This window comes from Bradyrhizobium sp. 62 (assembly GCF_023073035.1).
Taxonomy (GTDB): Bacteria; Pseudomonadota; Alphaproteobacteria; order Rhizobiales; family Xanthobacteraceae; genus Bradyrhizobium.
The window spans coordinates 180,024-195,013 of the sequence record NZ_JADPIT010000015.1; the positions used below are offsets into that span (position 1 = coordinate 180,024).

General features: G+C 63.6%; 21 protein-coding genes. 14 read left to right on the forward strand and 7 right to left on the reverse strand.

The features are described 5' to 3' along the window. Nucleotides 1-63 precede the first annotated feature (63 nt). From IVB47_RS11185 to IVB47_RS11195, 3 genes are all read right to left on the reverse strand, one after another. Complete coding sequence (locus IVB47_RS11185; RefSeq protein ID WP_247461599.1) at nt 64-450, reverse strand: ester cyclase; 387 nt, start codon at nt 448-450, stop codon at nt 64-66. A gap of 57 nt (nt 451-507) precedes the next feature. Beyond that, entirely contained in the window at nt 508-1,380 is an 873-nt protein-coding gene (locus tag IVB47_RS11190; protein ID WP_247461601.1) for a helix-turn-helix domain-containing GNAT family N-acetyltransferase, read from the reverse strand. Nucleotides 1,381-1,462: 82 nt separating this feature from the next. Next, a complete protein-coding gene (locus IVB47_RS11195; RefSeq protein WP_247461603.1) occupies nt 1,463-1,816 on the reverse strand; it encodes an MmcQ/YjbR family DNA-binding protein in 354 nt (117 codons plus the stop codon). 546 nt (nt 1,817-2,362) lie between these two features. Here IVB47_RS11195 and IVB47_RS11200 point away from each other — a divergent pair. The 10 genes from IVB47_RS11200 to IVB47_RS11245 all read left to right on the forward strand — a co-directional run bounded on the left by IVB47_RS11200 (nt 2,363) and on the right by IVB47_RS11245 (nt 9,490). After that, nucleotides 2,363-4,027 (forward strand): acetolactate synthase large subunit, encoded by a 1,665-nt coding sequence (locus tag IVB47_RS11200; protein ID WP_247461605.1) that lies wholly within the window; start codon nt 2,363-2,365, stop codon nt 4,025-4,027. A gap of 229 nt (nt 4,028-4,256) precedes the next feature. Beyond that, a complete protein-coding gene (locus IVB47_RS11205) occupies nt 4,257-4,604 on the forward strand; it encodes a Lin0512 family protein (RefSeq protein ID WP_247286470.1) in 348 nt (115 codons plus the stop codon). A gap of 4 nt (nt 4,605-4,608) precedes the next feature. Continuing rightward, nucleotides 4,609-5,301 carry a GNAT family N-acetyltransferase gene (locus tag IVB47_RS11210; RefSeq protein WP_247461607.1) on the forward strand — a complete coding sequence of 231 codons (693 nt, stop codon included), beginning with the start codon at nt 4,609-4,611 and terminating at the stop codon, nt 5,299-5,301. 74 nt (nt 5,302-5,375) lie between these two features. Then, a complete protein-coding gene (locus IVB47_RS11215) occupies nt 5,376-6,560 on the forward strand; it encodes a serine hydrolase domain-containing protein (protein WP_247461609.1) in 1,185 nt (394 codons plus the stop codon). A 97-nt stretch (nt 6,561-6,657) separates the two neighbouring features. Then, the gene (locus tag IVB47_RS11220; protein WP_247461611.1) at nt 6,658-6,867 is read left to right on the forward strand and encodes a DUF2892 domain-containing protein; all 210 of its coding nucleotides are present in this window, start codon (nt 6,658-6,660) and stop codon (nt 6,865-6,867) included. Then, nucleotides 6,864-7,385: a sigma-70 family RNA polymerase sigma factor gene (locus IVB47_RS11225; RefSeq protein WP_247461612.1), complete on the forward strand. Its 522-nt coding sequence runs from the start codon at nt 6,864-6,866 to the stop codon at nt 7,383-7,385. The genes IVB47_RS11220 and IVB47_RS11225 overlap by 4 nt, the downstream gene beginning before the upstream one ends. A 3-nt stretch (nt 7,386-7,388) precedes the next feature. Next, nucleotides 7,389-7,736: a carboxymuconolactone decarboxylase family protein gene (locus IVB47_RS11230; protein ID WP_247461614.1), complete on the forward strand. Its 348-nt coding sequence runs from the start codon at nt 7,389-7,391 to the stop codon at nt 7,734-7,736. 34 nt (nt 7,737-7,770) lie between these two features. Then, nucleotides 7,771-8,436 (forward strand): DUF429 domain-containing protein, encoded by a 666-nt coding sequence (locus tag IVB47_RS11235; protein ID WP_247461616.1) that lies wholly within the window; start codon nt 7,771-7,773, stop codon nt 8,434-8,436. An 8-nt stretch (nt 8,437-8,444) separates the two neighbouring features. Continuing rightward, complete coding sequence (locus tag IVB47_RS11240; protein ID WP_197031211.1) at nt 8,445-8,693, forward strand: hypothetical protein; 249 nt, start codon at nt 8,445-8,447, stop codon at nt 8,691-8,693. Nucleotides 8,694-8,785: 92 nt separating this feature from the next. Next, nucleotides 8,786-9,490: a glutathione S-transferase N-terminal domain-containing protein gene (locus IVB47_RS11245; RefSeq protein WP_247463128.1), complete on the forward strand. Its 705-nt coding sequence runs from the start codon at nt 8,786-8,788 to the stop codon at nt 9,488-9,490. A 2-nt stretch (nt 9,491-9,492) separates the two neighbouring features. Here the strand turns inward: IVB47_RS11245 and IVB47_RS11250 are convergent, their stop codons facing one another. From IVB47_RS11250 to IVB47_RS11260, 3 genes are all read right to left on the reverse strand, one after another. Next, a complete protein-coding gene (locus IVB47_RS11250) occupies nt 9,493-10,275 on the reverse strand; it encodes a sulfite exporter TauE/SafE family protein (protein WP_247461617.1) in 783 nt (260 codons plus the stop codon). Between the two features lie 3 nt (nt 10,276-10,278). Further along, complete coding sequence (locus IVB47_RS11255) at nt 10,279-10,911, reverse strand: TetR/AcrR family transcriptional regulator (RefSeq protein ID WP_247461619.1); 633 nt, start codon at nt 10,909-10,911, stop codon at nt 10,279-10,281. A 214-nt stretch (nt 10,912-11,125) separates the two neighbouring features. Next, nucleotides 11,126-11,497: a tRNA-binding protein gene (locus IVB47_RS11260; RefSeq protein ID WP_247461621.1), complete on the reverse strand. Its 372-nt coding sequence runs from the start codon at nt 11,495-11,497 to the stop codon at nt 11,126-11,128. 105 nt (nt 11,498-11,602) lie between these two features. Between IVB47_RS11260 and IVB47_RS11265 the strand changes: the two genes are divergently transcribed. After that, nucleotides 11,603-11,956: an ArsC family reductase gene (locus IVB47_RS11265; RefSeq protein ID WP_027569627.1), complete on the forward strand. Its 354-nt coding sequence runs from the start codon at nt 11,603-11,605 to the stop codon at nt 11,954-11,956. A 39-nt stretch (nt 11,957-11,995) separates the two neighbouring features. On the opposite strand, the gene IVB47_RS11270 is transcribed toward IVB47_RS11265, so the two are convergent. Then, complete coding sequence (locus IVB47_RS11270) at nt 11,996-12,643, reverse strand: PAS domain-containing protein (RefSeq protein WP_247461622.1); 648 nt, start codon at nt 12,641-12,643, stop codon at nt 11,996-11,998. 371 nt (nt 12,644-13,014) lie between these two features. Between IVB47_RS11270 and IVB47_RS11275 the strand changes: the two genes are divergently transcribed. The 3 genes from IVB47_RS11275 to IVB47_RS11285 form a co-directional block, all read left to right on the forward strand. Beyond that, nucleotides 13,015-13,770, forward strand: coding sequence for an ABC transporter ATP-binding protein (locus IVB47_RS11275; RefSeq protein WP_018459153.1), 756 nt, complete (start codon nt 13,015-13,017; stop codon nt 13,768-13,770). Continuing rightward, nucleotides 13,763-14,509 carry an ABC transporter ATP-binding protein gene (locus IVB47_RS11280; RefSeq protein WP_007609233.1) on the forward strand — a complete coding sequence of 249 codons (747 nt, stop codon included), beginning with the start codon at nt 13,763-13,765 and terminating at the stop codon, nt 14,507-14,509. Before IVB47_RS11275 ends, IVB47_RS11280 begins: the two co-directional genes overlap by 8 nt. 33 nt (nt 14,510-14,542) lie before the next feature. Next, nucleotides 14,543-14,990 (forward strand): ABC transporter substrate-binding protein (locus IVB47_RS11285; RefSeq protein WP_247461624.1); only part of this gene is annotated, 448 nt, incomplete at its 3' end.

Here is a 14,990-nt window from a genome sequence, read left to right on the forward strand (position 1 = left end):
TCTGGCGCGCGGCAAATCGCAAGAAAAGACGAAGCGACCGAGGTCGCTCCAGCTCTCCGCGCGCTAGAGCTGCACCTCGATCGCGGGCTTGTCGATGATGGACCACACGTGCCGGATCTTCCCGTCCCGGAATTCGTAGAAGACGTTCTCACAGAATGACACGCGCTTGCCGTTCACATCCAGCCCCAGAAACTTTCCAACCGGCGTGCAATCGAACTTCAGCCGGGAGGCGATTTGGGGCGGATTGCAGACCAGCAGCTCGATGTTGAAATGCAGGTCCGGAATCTCGCGAAAATCCTGCTCCAGCATGGCACGATAGCCGGACAGTCCGAACGGTCGCGCATTGTGGGCGACGTCGTCGTGGACGAACTGTCCGAGGGCAGGCCAATCCTGCCGGTTCAGGCAGGCAATGTAGTTGCGGTAGATCTCGGCGAGATCGGACCCGGTCATGGCGTTGCTCCTGCGGCTTCGGCCATAACGCGGCAACAGGGCGATCGGCACCCGCGCTCACAGACGTTTTTCGAAGAACAGGTCTGGGTAGGGATCGTCATTGAAGCGGGGGATCTCGCTCCAGCCGCTTCGCCGATAGAGCTGACCGGCCTCCGCCAGCGCGCTATTGGTGTCAAGCCGCAGCAGCTTGATGCCGAGCCCTCGCGCGGCATCCTCGGTCACGTCCATCAGGCGCCGGCCGAGCCGCAATCCGCGCGCCGCCGGTGCGACCCACAGCCGCTTGATCTCGGCATAGCCGTGATCCGTGCCCTTCAGCCCGACGCAGCCGATCGGCAGCGTGTCCGACATCGCGATGATGAACGTGCCGCGCGGGCGGCGCATATCCTTGGCATCAGGATCGCGCGACAGCGAGACGTCGAACCCCTGCTTGAAGCGGCGGCCGAGCTCGCCATAATATTCGCCGAGGCAATAGCGGGCCTCTTCGCTGCGCGGATCAATCTCGTCCAGCGTGACGCGTTCGCGCGTCAATGTGGAGGCAATCAAATCCATCGCCGCCAGCACCGCCTCGCGTTGCGAATGTTGGGCGAGGAAGCCCTCGGCCTGTGTGTTCGACAGCGCCTCGTAGGTCGCGAACTCGCGCCGGCCGGCACGCGTCAATGTCGCTACGCGGCGGCGCGCGTCGTCCTCATGCGCATTGGTCTCGACCAGCCCTTCGTCCTCGAGGCTGCGCAGGAGGCGGCTCATCAAGCCGGAATCGAGGCCGAGGTAGTCGCGAATCTGCGCCACGTCCGAGCGCCCGTGCCCGATCGCGTTGAGCACGCGCGCCGCCCCCAGCGGCCGCCCGCGCCCCAGGAACGAGGTATCGAGCGCGCCGACAGCGGAGGTGACGGCACGGTTGAAGCGGCGGACGCGGGAAACAGGGTCGAGCATGATGTCTGACTTTAGTCAGGTATATCCTGGAGGTCAATCAGTGTGGCCGCTCACTTCACGAGCATCAGCAGCGCCCTGCGCTTCAGTCCAGGCCCAGCGCCTTGCGGGACTTCCGCGTGAGTTTCGCCACGATCAGCGCGTGCGCCTGCGCCAGATAGGCCGTGAGCTCGGCGTCTGACAGTGCGTTGTTGCTGGCAAGCTGCACCCATTTGGCGCGCGCCAGATACGGCGCCGGCTGCGCGAGGCCGTGCTCGATCAGCATGGCGTAGGCCAGGTTCGAGACCTTGAACATGTAGCCGCCGGAGCGGGCGGCGAAGCCGCCGCCGAGCGCGAACATCTTGCCGCCGACCTTGAACACGGAGGTGCCCTCCCACTGCACCACCTTGGTGACGGCGGGCAGGCGCAGGCAGCGGGTTTCGAAGGCCTTGGGAGTCATCGCCCAAGCGATAGCACGGCGCGCGCGGCTTGCAACGGAGCACGAACCTGTAGCCCGGGTGAGCGAAGCGATACCCGGGACAGCTTGTAGTGGGAATCCCGGATGTCGCTTCGCTCATCCGGGCTACAAGACTTTGTGTTTCCCGTCGGGCAAAACATCCAAATGGTCGGTCAACGCACGCCACGGAAAATATTCCACTTTACCGAAGTCGAACAAGCCGTGAGGATGCGATGGTGTGTCTATTGTCGAACAAGGTCTCGTGCCCCGGACGCAGCGCCTCTTCGCGGTGCGCTGCAGAGCCGAGGCCCATGCAACAGCGAGTGCGCGGCCTTCTAGGTCCCGGCTCTGCGGAGCGTCACTGCGTGCCGCACCGCGTCCGGGACACGAGAGCGGAGAATGCGGCGGCCAGTTGCTCCGTCGCTGCGCTGGCGATGACAGGGCTGATGCAGTTGCGCGCCTCTTTGTGAGTTGTGCCCGCGCCGCGGACCGTTACCATGCGCCGGCTGCCGTGGAACACGGGAGCCGACATTGTGACCGGGAGGCGACATGAGTGGGCAGGAACGCAAAGCCAAAGGATCGGACCTGTTTGTCGCGGCGCTGGAGAACGAAGGTGTCGATCGCATCTTCGGCGTGCCAGGCGAGGAGAATCTCGATCTGGTGGAATCGCTCCGCACCTCCAAAATCGAACTGATCCTGACCCGCCACGAGCAGGCCGCCGCCTTCATGGCCGCGACGCACGGGCGGCTGACCGGCAAGCCCGGAGTTTGTCTTTCGACGCTCGGCCCGGGCGCGCTCAATCTGTCGACGGGCGCGGCATATGCGCATCTTGGCGCGATGCCGATGATCTTGATCACCGGCCAGAAGCCGATCATGAGCAGCCGGCAGGCGCGTTTCCAGATCGTCGATGTGGTCGCCACCATGAAGCCGCTGACGAAACTGTCGCGGCAGATCATCAGCGCCTCCAGCATCCCGACCGTGGTCCGCGACGCGTTTCGCGTGGCGATGGAGGAGCGGCCGGGGCCGGTGCATCTCGAACTGCCCGAGGACATCGCGGGCGATGAAGTGCCTGATGTCCCGGTGATCCCGGTTCATCCGATCGATATCCCAGTCGCCCATCGCGCCGCGCTCGACCGCGCCGCCGAGATGATCTTGGCCGCGAAGCATCCGCTGGTGATGATGGGCGCTGCGACCAGCCGGCCGCGCGCGACCCACGGCATCGCCAGCTTCGTGCGGCGGACCGGCATTCCCTTCTTCACCACGCAGATGGGGAAGGGCACGGTGCCCGGCGGCACCAATCTCTACATGGGCACCGCCGCGCTGTCCGAGCGCGACTACGTTCATGACGCGATCGACGCCGCCGACCTGATCGTCGCGATCGGCCACGACCCGATCGAGAAGCCGCCCTTCATCATGGGACCGTCGGGTCCGAAGGTGATTCACGTCAGCTACACGCCGGCCAGCGTCGAGCTGGTCTATTTTCCCGATGCGGAAGTCGTCGGCGACGTCGGCCCGAGCCTGGAACTGCTCGCCGACCGGCTCGAAGGCAAGTTGCCGCAAGCCGCCGCGCTGCTGCCGCTGCGCGAAAGGATTCTCTCGCATATCGCCGACCGCGCCACCGAAGCGCGCTGGCCGCCGACGCCGCAACGCATCGTGCACGACATCCGGCAGGTCATTCCGGAAAACGGCATCGTCGCGCTCGACAACGGCATGTACAAGATCTGGTTCGCGCGCAACTACCGCACCCGTGTCGCCAACACGCTGCTGCTCGACAATGCGCTGGCGACGATGGGCGCCGGCCTGCCGTCGGCGATGATGGCCGCGATGCTCTATCCGGAGCGCCGCGTGCTCGCGGTCGCCGGCGACGGCGGCTTCATGATGAACAGCCAGGAGATGGAGACCGCCGTCCGCCTCAAGCTCAATCTGGTCGTGCTGGTGCTCGAGGACAACGCCTACGGCATGATCCGCTGGAAACAGGCCGTCGATCACTTCGCCGATTTCGGCATGACCTTTGGCAATCCCGATTTCGTCTTGTACGCGAAAGCCTATGGGGCGAAGGGACATCGGATCGAGAGCATCGATAGTTTTGCCGCGACGCTGGATGCCGCCTTCAAGGAGGGCGGCGTGCATCTGGTCGTGATCCCGATCGATTATTCGGAGAATGTGCGGGTGCTGGTCGACGAATTGCGCGCGCATGAGAAGGCGAAGGCGTGAGTTTGTGCGATCTCGTGCCCCGGACGCTGCGCAGCGCTCCTTCAGCGATGCGCTGCAGAGCCGGGGCCCATGCATCCGAGAACTCTGTAGCGTTCTGGGTCCCGGCTCTGCGCAGCAACGCTAAGGCGTTGCAGCGCGTCCGGGACACGAGAGGAGCGATCGCACTTGTGTCGCGATCACCGATCGCCGACAGTCGCAACAATTACTCAACCAACCACAGGATAAAGACATGGCTCGCGTTCGCTGTATCACCGAGATGGGCATGGGCGTCGACGTTCACGGCAGGGACGCCACCAAGGCGGCGAAGCGTGCCGTCTCTGATGCCATCAGGCATTCGAGCCTCGGCTTCTTCCGGATGATCGACAAGACTGCGAACGACATGTTCGTGGACGTCACGATCGCAGTGCCGAATCCGGAAAGCGTTGACAAGGACGCGGTCGCGAAGGAACTGCCTTACGGCACTGTCACCGTCAACGCGGTGAAGGGCGGGCTGGAGATTCCGTCGGCCCCGGAACAGGGCAACGACCCGATCCTGATCGCCAATGCCGCCGTCATCGTCAGCTTCGACAAGGACTAGGCCGGTGTCCGATCATGATGAGCGGCTGCTGGATCGCCCGATCTGGAGCGCGCTGACGACCAGCCACAAACATCTGGCCGAAGGTGGCCCTCGCGCGCTGCGCTATCCGGTGGACGTGACGCCCTTTGCCGACATGGTCGACATGTCCGAGGCGAGCTTCGCCGCGCTCCGTGATCTCCTGTCGGGCTCGCAGGTCGCCGCGCTGTTCACACCGGACGCCGTCGACGTTCCCGCAGGTTTCAAGGTCGTGCTGGCCGGACTCTGCGAGCAGATGATCGGCTCTCCGGCCGACAGTCCGCTTCGCGATGCCGAGATCGTTCGACTGGGTGCGGCCGACGTTCCCGCCATGATGGCGCTGACGGAGTTGACCAAGCCCGGTCCATTCGCGCGGCGCACCCACGAACTCGGGACGTTCCTCGGCATCCGTGCCGGCGGCGAATTGGTCGCGATGGCCGGCGAGCGCATGAAGCCGGGCAAATTCGTCGAGATGACGGCCGTCTGCGTCCACCCTGATCATCGGGGGCGGGGCTACGCGCAGGCGCTGCTGGCGGCTGTCGCACGCCAGATCGAGGCGCGCGGCGAAATTCCGTTCCTGCACGTGTTTTCGAGCAACTCGTCGGCCATCGCGCTGTACCAGCGGCAGGGGATGCGGACTCGGCGCCGCCTGCACGTCACCGCTTTCATGAAGCAGGAATGAGCTGCGCCGTCCGGTCAGGCTTCATATCTGGCGAATTCACGCTATACCGATCCCTGCCATCATTGGGGAAACACATGGACGCCAGAACACCTGATTTTTCCGCCACGCGGACGGCAATGCAGCGTTACGTCGATCAGGAGATCATTCCGGGTGCATCCTGGGCGGTGCTGCGGGGCCGCGAGGTCGTCGATCAGCAATGCGTCGGTTTCGCCGATCGCGAGGAGGGCACCGCGCTGCGGCCCGATCACATATTTCGAGCCTTCTCCAACACCAAGATCTTCGTCACCTGCGCGATCATGCTGTTGGTCGAGGATGGCCGCATCGGGCTCGATGACGTTGTCGAGAAATTCCTGCCGCAACTCGGCAATCGCAAGGTTCTGAAGCCGGGCGCTTTGAGCCTTGCCGAGGTCGAGCCAGCGAAAAGCCCGATCACGATCCGGCAGCTTTTGACCCATACCTCCGGCCTCAGCTACGGCATCTTCGATCCCGGTACGGTGCTGTTCAAATGCTATAACGAGGCGCGCGTTCTCAATCCGTTGACGCCGCTGACCGACATGATCGACCAGCTCGCCGATCTGCCGCTGTCCTTTCATCCCGGCGCGTCCTGGGAATATTCGGTTGCGACTGACGTGCTCGGGCGTGTCGTGGAGGTCGTCTCCGGCAAGCCGCTCGACGCCGTGCTCAAGGCGCGCATCTTCGAGCCGCTCGGCATGACCGATACCGGCTTCCACGTGCCGGACGCGCAGCAGGGCAGGCTGGTCGCGCTCTACAACGGCACGGATGTGCTCGATCCCATGAAGCCCGGCCTCACGCGGGCCGACGACCTGCCTTATCCGCAGGCCTATCGGCGGCAATTCCCGCGGCTGTCGGGTGGCGGCGGACTGGTCTCGACCTTGCCCGACATGCTCGCTTTGATACGGGCGCTGCTTCCCGGCTCGGATGCTCTGCTGAAGCCGGAGACGCTGCGGCAGATGATGACGAACCAGTTGCCCGCCGGCGAGAACATCCGCTTCGCCAATCTCGGCCCGATCCCCGGCAAGGGCTTTGGCCTCGGCGGCGCCGTCACCTTCGCGCCGATGCCGTTCGATCCTCCGAATTCGACCGGCGAATTCCAGTGGGGCGGCCTTGCGGGCACCCATTGGTGGATCTGCCCGCAGGCCAATACCGCCGGTGTGCTGATGACGCAGCGCTACATGGGTTTCTGGAATCCGTTCTTCTTCGAATTCAAGCGTCTGGCCTATCAGGCCGTCGGAGGCTGATCGCGAAAAAAATTGCACTTGCCGCGAATCCTTTCCGCTCGTCGCACCCTCTCTTGAGGGTCGAGGCATTTTGCTTCGGCTCGTCTCGGAGGATGTGATGGCATTTTACAGGAAGAACATCGGCGGCCTGCATCAGGCCGTGCGGATCGCCTTTGGCGTCGCGGTGGCCGTCGCGGCATTCGTGTACCTGACCAGCGCCGCGGCCTGGCTGGTTGCGCTCGGCGGCGCCGGCTTCGCACTGACCGGCCTCGTCGGCTATTGTCCGATGTGCGCGATGGCCGGCATCGGAAGAGGAGGCGTGTCGTGAGCGCCGCTGGGATCTCGCCGGACCTGTTCGAGGCCGCGCGCCTCGGCGATCCCCAGGCGATCGCCTCTCTGCTCGAGACGGCGCAGCCGAACATCCGCCGCTATGCCCGCGCCACCTGTCGCAGCTCGGCGGATGCCGAGGATGCGACGCAGGAGGCGCTATGGATCCTGTTTCGCCATGTCGGCACGATCCGCTCGTGGCTGGCGTTTTCGGCCTGGCTGTTCAGTGTGGTCCGCCGCGAATGCCTGCGGCTCGCCCGTAAGGCAGGCCTCGCGTCGGCGATCGACGACGGAGAGGCGGAGGCGCTGCTGCTGTCGCGTCCTGAAGCCGATTTGCGGCTCGACGTCGCGGCGGCCTTCGAGGCGCTGCCGCCGCACTACCGCGATGTCGCGCTGATGCGCGACATCAAGGAAATGACCATCGACGAAATCGCCGACGCACTCGGCGCGACCCGGCAGGCCGTGAAAGCACGCCTGCATCGCGCCCGCGCCCTGCTGCGCGAATACCTGACGAGGTGAGCCATGACCTGTTATCAAAGCCCTGACGATCTGAAATCCATCCCGGCCTTCGTGGGGCTCGCGCCGGTCGAGGCCAACGCGTTCCTTGAGTTCAACAACGCGGTCGAGCGCAAGGACGGATTGATTCCGCCAAAATATCGCGAGCTGATCTCGCTCGCAGTCGCGCTCACCACGCAATGCGCCTATTGCCTCGATGTGCACACGGCGCTGGCGGCGAAGGCCGGTGTAACGCGCGAAGAAATCGCGGAAGCCGCGCTGATTGCAGCGGCGGTTCGCGCCGGCGGCACGCTCGGCCATGCGTTGCTGGCGCAGCGCCTGTTCGAGCAGCACCGGGGCGAGGGACCGAGATAGAGGAGCGGGCGGATGTCTGTCGGGGATCAGGAAATTGCCAAACTATCTCGGCCTTGATGGATTTCGCTTCGGCTGGGTCGCTGCCTGGATCGACGACTGCGGCGATCACGGCTTCGATTATTCGCCGGGTCTCGTGCGGCTGCTTGCGCTGCCGCATGCCCGGGCGATGATCGACATGCCGATCGGCTTGAAATGGAGCGGATATCGCATCTGCGATTTGCGCGCGCGCGAGCTGGTCGGTCCTGCCGTGTTTCTCGGCGCGCGCCGCGACCTCTGGAAATTTGCCGACATGGCCGCAGCTAACCGTCACTACTGGGAGTGCGAGGGCAAGGGCAAGGGCGTGTCAGCGCAGCTCTGGAACATCAGGGACAAGATCAGGGACGCCGACGAGATCATGACGCCGACGCGGCAGACGACGATCGGCGAAGCGCATCCGGAATTGATTTTCTGGAATCTCGCTGGGCGGGCCCGGCTTGCAAAGAAGACGTCTGCAGAGGGCCGGGAGCAGCGCATCGCACTCGTGCAGCAGCGCGGCTTCGCGCGCTTGCCGACATGGCTGACGCAACGACACGGCACCGGCATTGGCCGTGACGACCTCATCGACGCCTGTGCCTGCGCGGTCGCGGCACGCGACAGCACGCAGCGGTTCGGCGGGGAGGAGACCGACCCGCGGGGCTTGCGGATGGAGATCAATTATTGAGGCTACCGATGAGGACGATTCGGGAAAAAGCTGCAATTTATTTGAAGCTTGCAGGAACAGACGATGGCCGGCCCGCGTTCCTCGTGCGAACCGAACAGGGAGAAGCTCGTCCGATGAGGGATGCCAGTCAGTTCGCGACGGCGATGCTCGCGCTCGTCTTCACCGGAGCGCTGCTCGTCACCGGCCAGCTCTTCATCGAGCAACGCGCACAGCGCGACGTGATGCACGCCACCAACCATTTGCTGCGGCCGTTGTGAACTGTGCGGGAAAATGATCAACCACTCGACCTTGCGTCGTTCGTCCGCTGGCCTAGACTAGGCGGCATCTCATGAACGAAGCCGGGGTTCTGATGTCCGATCTGTCCGCCTTTCCCATCACCAAGCGCTGGCCGGCCAAGCACCCGGAGCTGCTCCAGCTCTATTCGCTGCCGACGCCGAACGGCGTCAAGGTCTCGATCATGCTGGAAGAGATCGGGCTTCCCTACGAAGTCCATCTCGTCGATTTCGGCAAGGACGACCAGAAGACGCCGGAGTTCCTCTCGCTCAATCCGAACGGCAAGATCCCGGCGATACTCGATCCCGATGGTCCCGGCGGCAGGCCGCTGCCGCTATTCGAATCCGGAGCGATCCTGCAATACCTCGCGGAGAAGACCGGCAAGCTGCTGCCGCAGGATGCCGCGCGCCGCTACCAGACCATCCAGTGGCTGCATTTCCAGATGGCCGGCATCGGGCCGATGTTCGGCCAAGTCGGCTTTTTCCACAAATTCGCCGGCAAGGACTTCGAGGACAAGCGGCCGCTCAAGCGCTATGTGGGCGAGGCCAATCGGCTGCTCGGGGTGATGGAGATGCATCTTGCCGGCCGGCAATGGTTCATGGACGACGACTACACCATCGCCGACATCTCCATGCTCGGCTGGGTGCGCAATCTCATCGGTTTCTACGGCGCCGGCGATCTCGTCGAGTTCAGCCAGTTCAAATCCGTCGCCGCCTGGCTCGAACGCGGGCTGGCGCGTCCGGCGGTCGAGCGCGGGCTCAACATTCCGAAGCGGCCGTAAGATCAGGTTAGCGCCTTGTGGGTCATGTAGAGGGCCATCAGCAGGATGACGACGATCATGACCCGGCGCAGCACCGATTTGCTGACGCGATTGGCTGCGCGCGCACCGAGATCAGTGCCGACCCAGAGGCCGGCAAGAATGCCAATGATGGCGGGCCAACCGACCATGAGTCCCTTGCTCCAGTAGATCCCGGCGGCCGGAATATTGGTCGGGATGACCGAGAAGACGAGGCTGACGAGCTGCGCCTGGTGCTGCGGCACCCGCAGGCCCGCCGCGAGCCCGACGGTGATCGCCAGCCCGCCGCCGATGCCCATGAAGCCGGAGGAAAATCCGGCAAGCATGCCGATGAGGAGCAGCGGCAGCCAGGGCAGCTTGTCTCGGTCGCCGGTCTCCTTGGTTTTCTCCTCGCGGTCGCGGCGCAGGATCAGGAGAGCGATCAGCGCGACGAGATAGACGACGTAGGTCCATTGCAACACCGAGTCGGAGACTGCGGCCGCAGCGTAGCCGCCGCCGGCGCCGCCGAAGAGCAAGCCGATGCCGATCCAGACGATCCACAGCAAGGGACTGCGATTGCCGCTCTGCCAATAGCGGCGAACGCCCGCGAGTCCGGTCGGTGGAACCTGCGTGATCAGCGACGTGCCTTGGGCGATGTGTTGCTCGGCGCCGAGCAGCAGCATGCTGAAGATCACGAGACCGCCTCCGGGACTCGTGCCCATGAAGCCCGATGTCAGCCCGCCGATAAGGCCGACCCCAATGCCTGCGAGCAGGTCATGGATCCATGACATCGCTCAGCTCCTGGTCCGTCGCTTGACGTCGGCCTTCGTGGTGCGAAATCCATCGATCACGCCGGTCACGGCTGCCATGCAGGCCTCGATGTCAAAATCCTGGCCCCAGCATTTTTGCAGCACAAAGCCCTGGAAGATCGCGATCAGCACGCGCGCGATCGCTTCCGCATCGAGATCGCGCTTGACGAGGCCGTCATGCTGGCCGCGCTCGACCAGCGCGACAATCAGGGCGCGCGGCATGTCGATGCCTTCTACGATGCTGGTGCGGACGCGGCGGTTGCGCAGAGCCTCGGCCCAGCCGTGGATGCCGACACGGCGGCGCGCTTCGCCGGCGGGGTCGGTGAGCCATTGCGCATAGACGCCGACCAGCGCGTGAAGTCCTTCGATCGGATCGCCCGATCCTTGCGCGACCGAGTTGAGCACGGCCTCGCGCCGGTGCCGGTCGTCGGCGAGTGCCTCGATCAGATCGTCCTTGCTCTGGAAGTAGAGATAGACCGCACCATGGCTCAGCCCCGACCGTTTGACGATGTCGGCCATCCCGGTCTGGTGAAAACCGTCCTCGGCGAAGCAGGCGAGGGCGGCTTCGAGAATCTGCTGCCGGCGGCCTTCACGTTGCTTGTCGCTGATCTTGGGCATCCGGCCATCCATAAATAACTGACAGCTCGATCGTTTTAGTCGCTCTGCGGGCTAAGGACCCAAGAGCGCTGATCAATATAAAAAACGATCAGTCAGTCATTGTTATTACCGAACTGGATCCCGGTCAACCCCGACGACCGGACCGGGACACAGGCGGAGTGAATCGTTAAGGAGCGTCGCCGGCGGCCTGAAGACCGCCCTCGATCGCGCGGGGCTAGAACAGCCGTCCGCCGTTCGGCACGGGCTTGCTCGGCTGCACCAGCACGACCTTGCCGCTGGCATGAGGGAAACCGAGGGTCAGCACCTCCGATACAACAGGGCCGATCTGGCGCGGCGGGAAATTCACGACCGCAGCCACCTGTTGGCCCACCAGCGTTTCAAGCGGATGGTTTTCGGTGATCTGCGCAGAGCTCTTGCGCACGCCGATCGCGGGACCGAAGTCGATCCACAGCCGCCAGGCCGGCTTGCGCGCCTCCGGGAACGGCTTTGCATCGATGATGGTGCCGACGCGGATATCGACCGCGAGGAAGGTGTCGAAGTCGATGGTCGGCGATGCGGTCGCGGCTGAATCGTGGGTGACGTGCATGGAGTGTCCGTCCGAAGAGCTGGCATCATTCGCAATATTGTCGTGCGAACTGGAGTTGCGTACAACGCCGGAGCATTACGCTGCGACGCATGCGCGAGGACTGTCTTGCCCAACATCATCTACGGCATCAAGAACTGCGACACCATGAAGAAGGCGCGCGCCTGGCTCGACACCCATGGCGTCGCCTACACGTTCCACGACTACAAGGCGACGGGGGTGGAGAAGGACAAGCTCAAGCAGTGGAGCGACAAGGTCGGTTGGGAGACGCTGCTCAATCGCGCCGGAACGACCTTCAAGAAGCTGCCCGATGCCGACAAGGAAGGCCTTTCGGAGAAAAAGGCGCTGGCCTTGATGTTAGCGCAACCATCGATGATCAAGCGGCCGGTGCTTGAAGTTGGCGGCAAGCTGCTGGTCGGCTTCAAGCCGGACGTCTATGCCAAGGAAGTCACGACCAAGTAAGTCACGACCAAGGAAGCCGCCGCCAAATCGCGCTGACCGCTAGTTCAGCTCGATGATCTCGGTGGGAACACCGGAGCCCTGCTGGTCCGCGAACTCGACCAACTCGGCCGGCGCGATGCGGCCGGGGGTGCGATGGAACAGGTCCCGATCGATCACCGCGCGCAATCTCGAGCGCGGCAGCGCGTCATTTCCGCGCATCAGATTCTTGATCTCGAAGCCGCCGTCCTCGCAGAAGGTCTTGAGCGACGCGATGATGTGACAGACCTTGCCGTCAGTCTGGAACGGCAGCAGCAGGCGCTCATAGGCGACAATGCGGCCGTAGATGTCATCGATGTCGGCAACGCTGTAGACAGGCAGCCCGCGCGCCACGCATTCATGATAGACCGGCATCACCAGGGGCGCGAGACGCGGCCCGATATAGTCGTCGAGCAGAGCGCCCTTGCCGGTGTGTCCATAGGCCCGCGAGATGCGCGTACCTTCGCTCTGAATGGTCAGACGCGGCGTCGGCGTCGACATGTCCACCGTATAATAGATCAGATCGGAGAGCTCTTCCTCGAGCCGCGCAGGCTGGTACTCCCGGATCGCCGGAGCCGTCTGCTGGCGCGCATAAAGCTGCAGCCACGTGTTCAGGAGATCACGCTGCCTGATCGACTTGATCACGGAAGGAGCCGCGCTTGCAAAATCCAAGGCAATATTCCCGACGAATAGAAATTCCGGACACTTGAAACCCGCGCATGATCCTCACTGCGGGAAAATTTTCCATGAAGGCTGGCGCATGGAACGAAAGACCGTTAACGACGGCTTGATGACCGGCGCTTTGCGAACCGGGAAGCCGGGCAGGCGCGACATCAAAACACGTCCGACTAAGGGAGCATAAGTCTCCCGGCCGGAGGCCTGACCTGCTCAGCTTTCCGCCTTGCCTAACCCCCGTCACCTCCGGCATATTCCGCGCCCGGAGGCGGCGTTCCGGATGGGCTCCAGGGAGTGGCTCCAAGGCCTCCGGAAAGCTGAAGCAACAAGGATAGCCACGCGCGTTGTGCGGGCAGGGGGAAAACTGTTTGGCCGATGAGTTCATTCTCGAAACGGAAGGCTTGACCAAGGAGTTCGCGGGCTTCTTCGCCGTCCGCGACGTTGCGCTCAAGGTTCGCCGTGGGAGCATTCACGCGTTGATCGGCCCGAACGGCGCCGGCAAGACGACGTGCTTCAATCTTTTGACCAAGTTCCTCAAACCGTCTGCCGGAAAAATCCTGTACAAGGGGCAGGACATCACCGCGATGGCGCCCGCCGATGTGGCCCGCCTGGGACTGGTTCGCTCGTTCCAGATTTCGGCGGTGTTTCCCCATCTCACCGCGCTGGAAAACGTCCGCGTCGCGCTTCAGCGCCAGCACGGCAGCTCTTTCGATTTCTGGCGTTCCAAGTCCGTGCTCAACCAGTTCAACGATCGCGCGCGCGAACTGTTGAACGATGTCGGCCTCAGCGAGTTTTCCAATACGCCCGCGGTCGAGATGCCCTACGGGCGCAAGCGTGCACTGGAGATCGCAACCACGCTCGCGCTCGACCCCGAGATGATGCTGCTGGACGAGCCGATGGCCGGCATGGGCCACGAGGACATCGATAAGATCGCGGCGCTGATCAAGCGCATCTCCGCGAAATACACCATCCTGATGGTCGAGCATAATCTGAGCGTCGTGGCCAATCTCTCCGACATCATCACCGTGTTGACGCGCGGACAGGTGCTCGCGCAGGGCCATTACAGCGAGCTCACCAAGGACGAACGCGTCAAGGAAGCCTATCTGGGAGCCGGTCATGGCTGAGACTGCAACGGCGGAAGCTCCCGCAAAGGCCGCGAGCGGCGGCAACCTGCTCCAGGTCCGCAACCTGGAAGCTTGGTACGGCGAGTCTCACATCCTGCACGGGATCAACTTCGACGTGAACGCGGGCGAGGTCGTCACCCTGCTCGGGCGCAACGGCGCCGGCAAGACCACCACGCTGAAGTCGATCATGGGCATCATCGGCAAGCGCACCGGCTCGGTGAAGTTCAACAACCAGGACATCATCCGCACGACCTCGGACAAGATCGCTCGGATGGGAATCGCGTTCTGCCCGGAGGAGCGTGGAATTTTCGCCAGCCTCGATGTCCGGGAGAACCTGCTGCTGCCGCCGGTGGTGCGTCCCGGCGGATTGCCGCTCGAGCAGATCTTCGATCTGTTTCCGAACCTGAAGGAACGGCTCAACAGCCAGGGAACCAAGCTCTCCGGCGGCGAGCAGCAGATGCTTGCGATCGCGCGCATCCTGCGCACCGGCGCGAACTTCCTGATGCTGGACGAGCCGACCGAGGGTCTCGCGCCAGTCATCATCCAGCAGATCGGCCACACCATTGCGCGGCTCAAGAAGGAGGGTTTTACGATCCTCCTGGTCGAGCAGAACTTCCGGTTCGCATCCACCGTCGCCGACCGCTATTACGTGGTCGAGCACGGCAAGATCATTGACGGATTTTCCAATGCGGAGCTTGCCGCCAACATGGACAAGCTCCACACCTATCTCGGCGTCTAGAACGGCCAACAAGAAGATTCATAGGGAAGTAGCATGATGACAAAGTCGATTGCGTCGTTTCTGCTCGGCACGGCGCTGGCCGTGACCACCGCGGGCGTAGCCTTCGCGCAGGACAAGACCGTCAAGATCGGCGCGCTGTCCGATCAGTCCGGGCTCTATGCCGACCTCGGCGGACCGGGCTCGACGATCGCCGCGCAGATGGCCATTGAAGATTCCGGTCTGGCTGCGAAGGGCTGGAAGATCGACATCATCTCGGGTGATCACCAGAACAAGCCCGACATCGGCACCGCGATCGCGCGGCAATGGTTCGACGTCGACAAGGTCGACGTCATTGTCGACGTGCCGAATTCCGGCGTGGCGCTCGCGGTCAACAACGTCATCAAGGAAAAGAACGGCGTCTATATCAACTCGGGCGCGGCGACCTCGGATTTGACCAACGCGCAGTGCTCGCCCAACACCGTGCACTGGACCTACGACACCT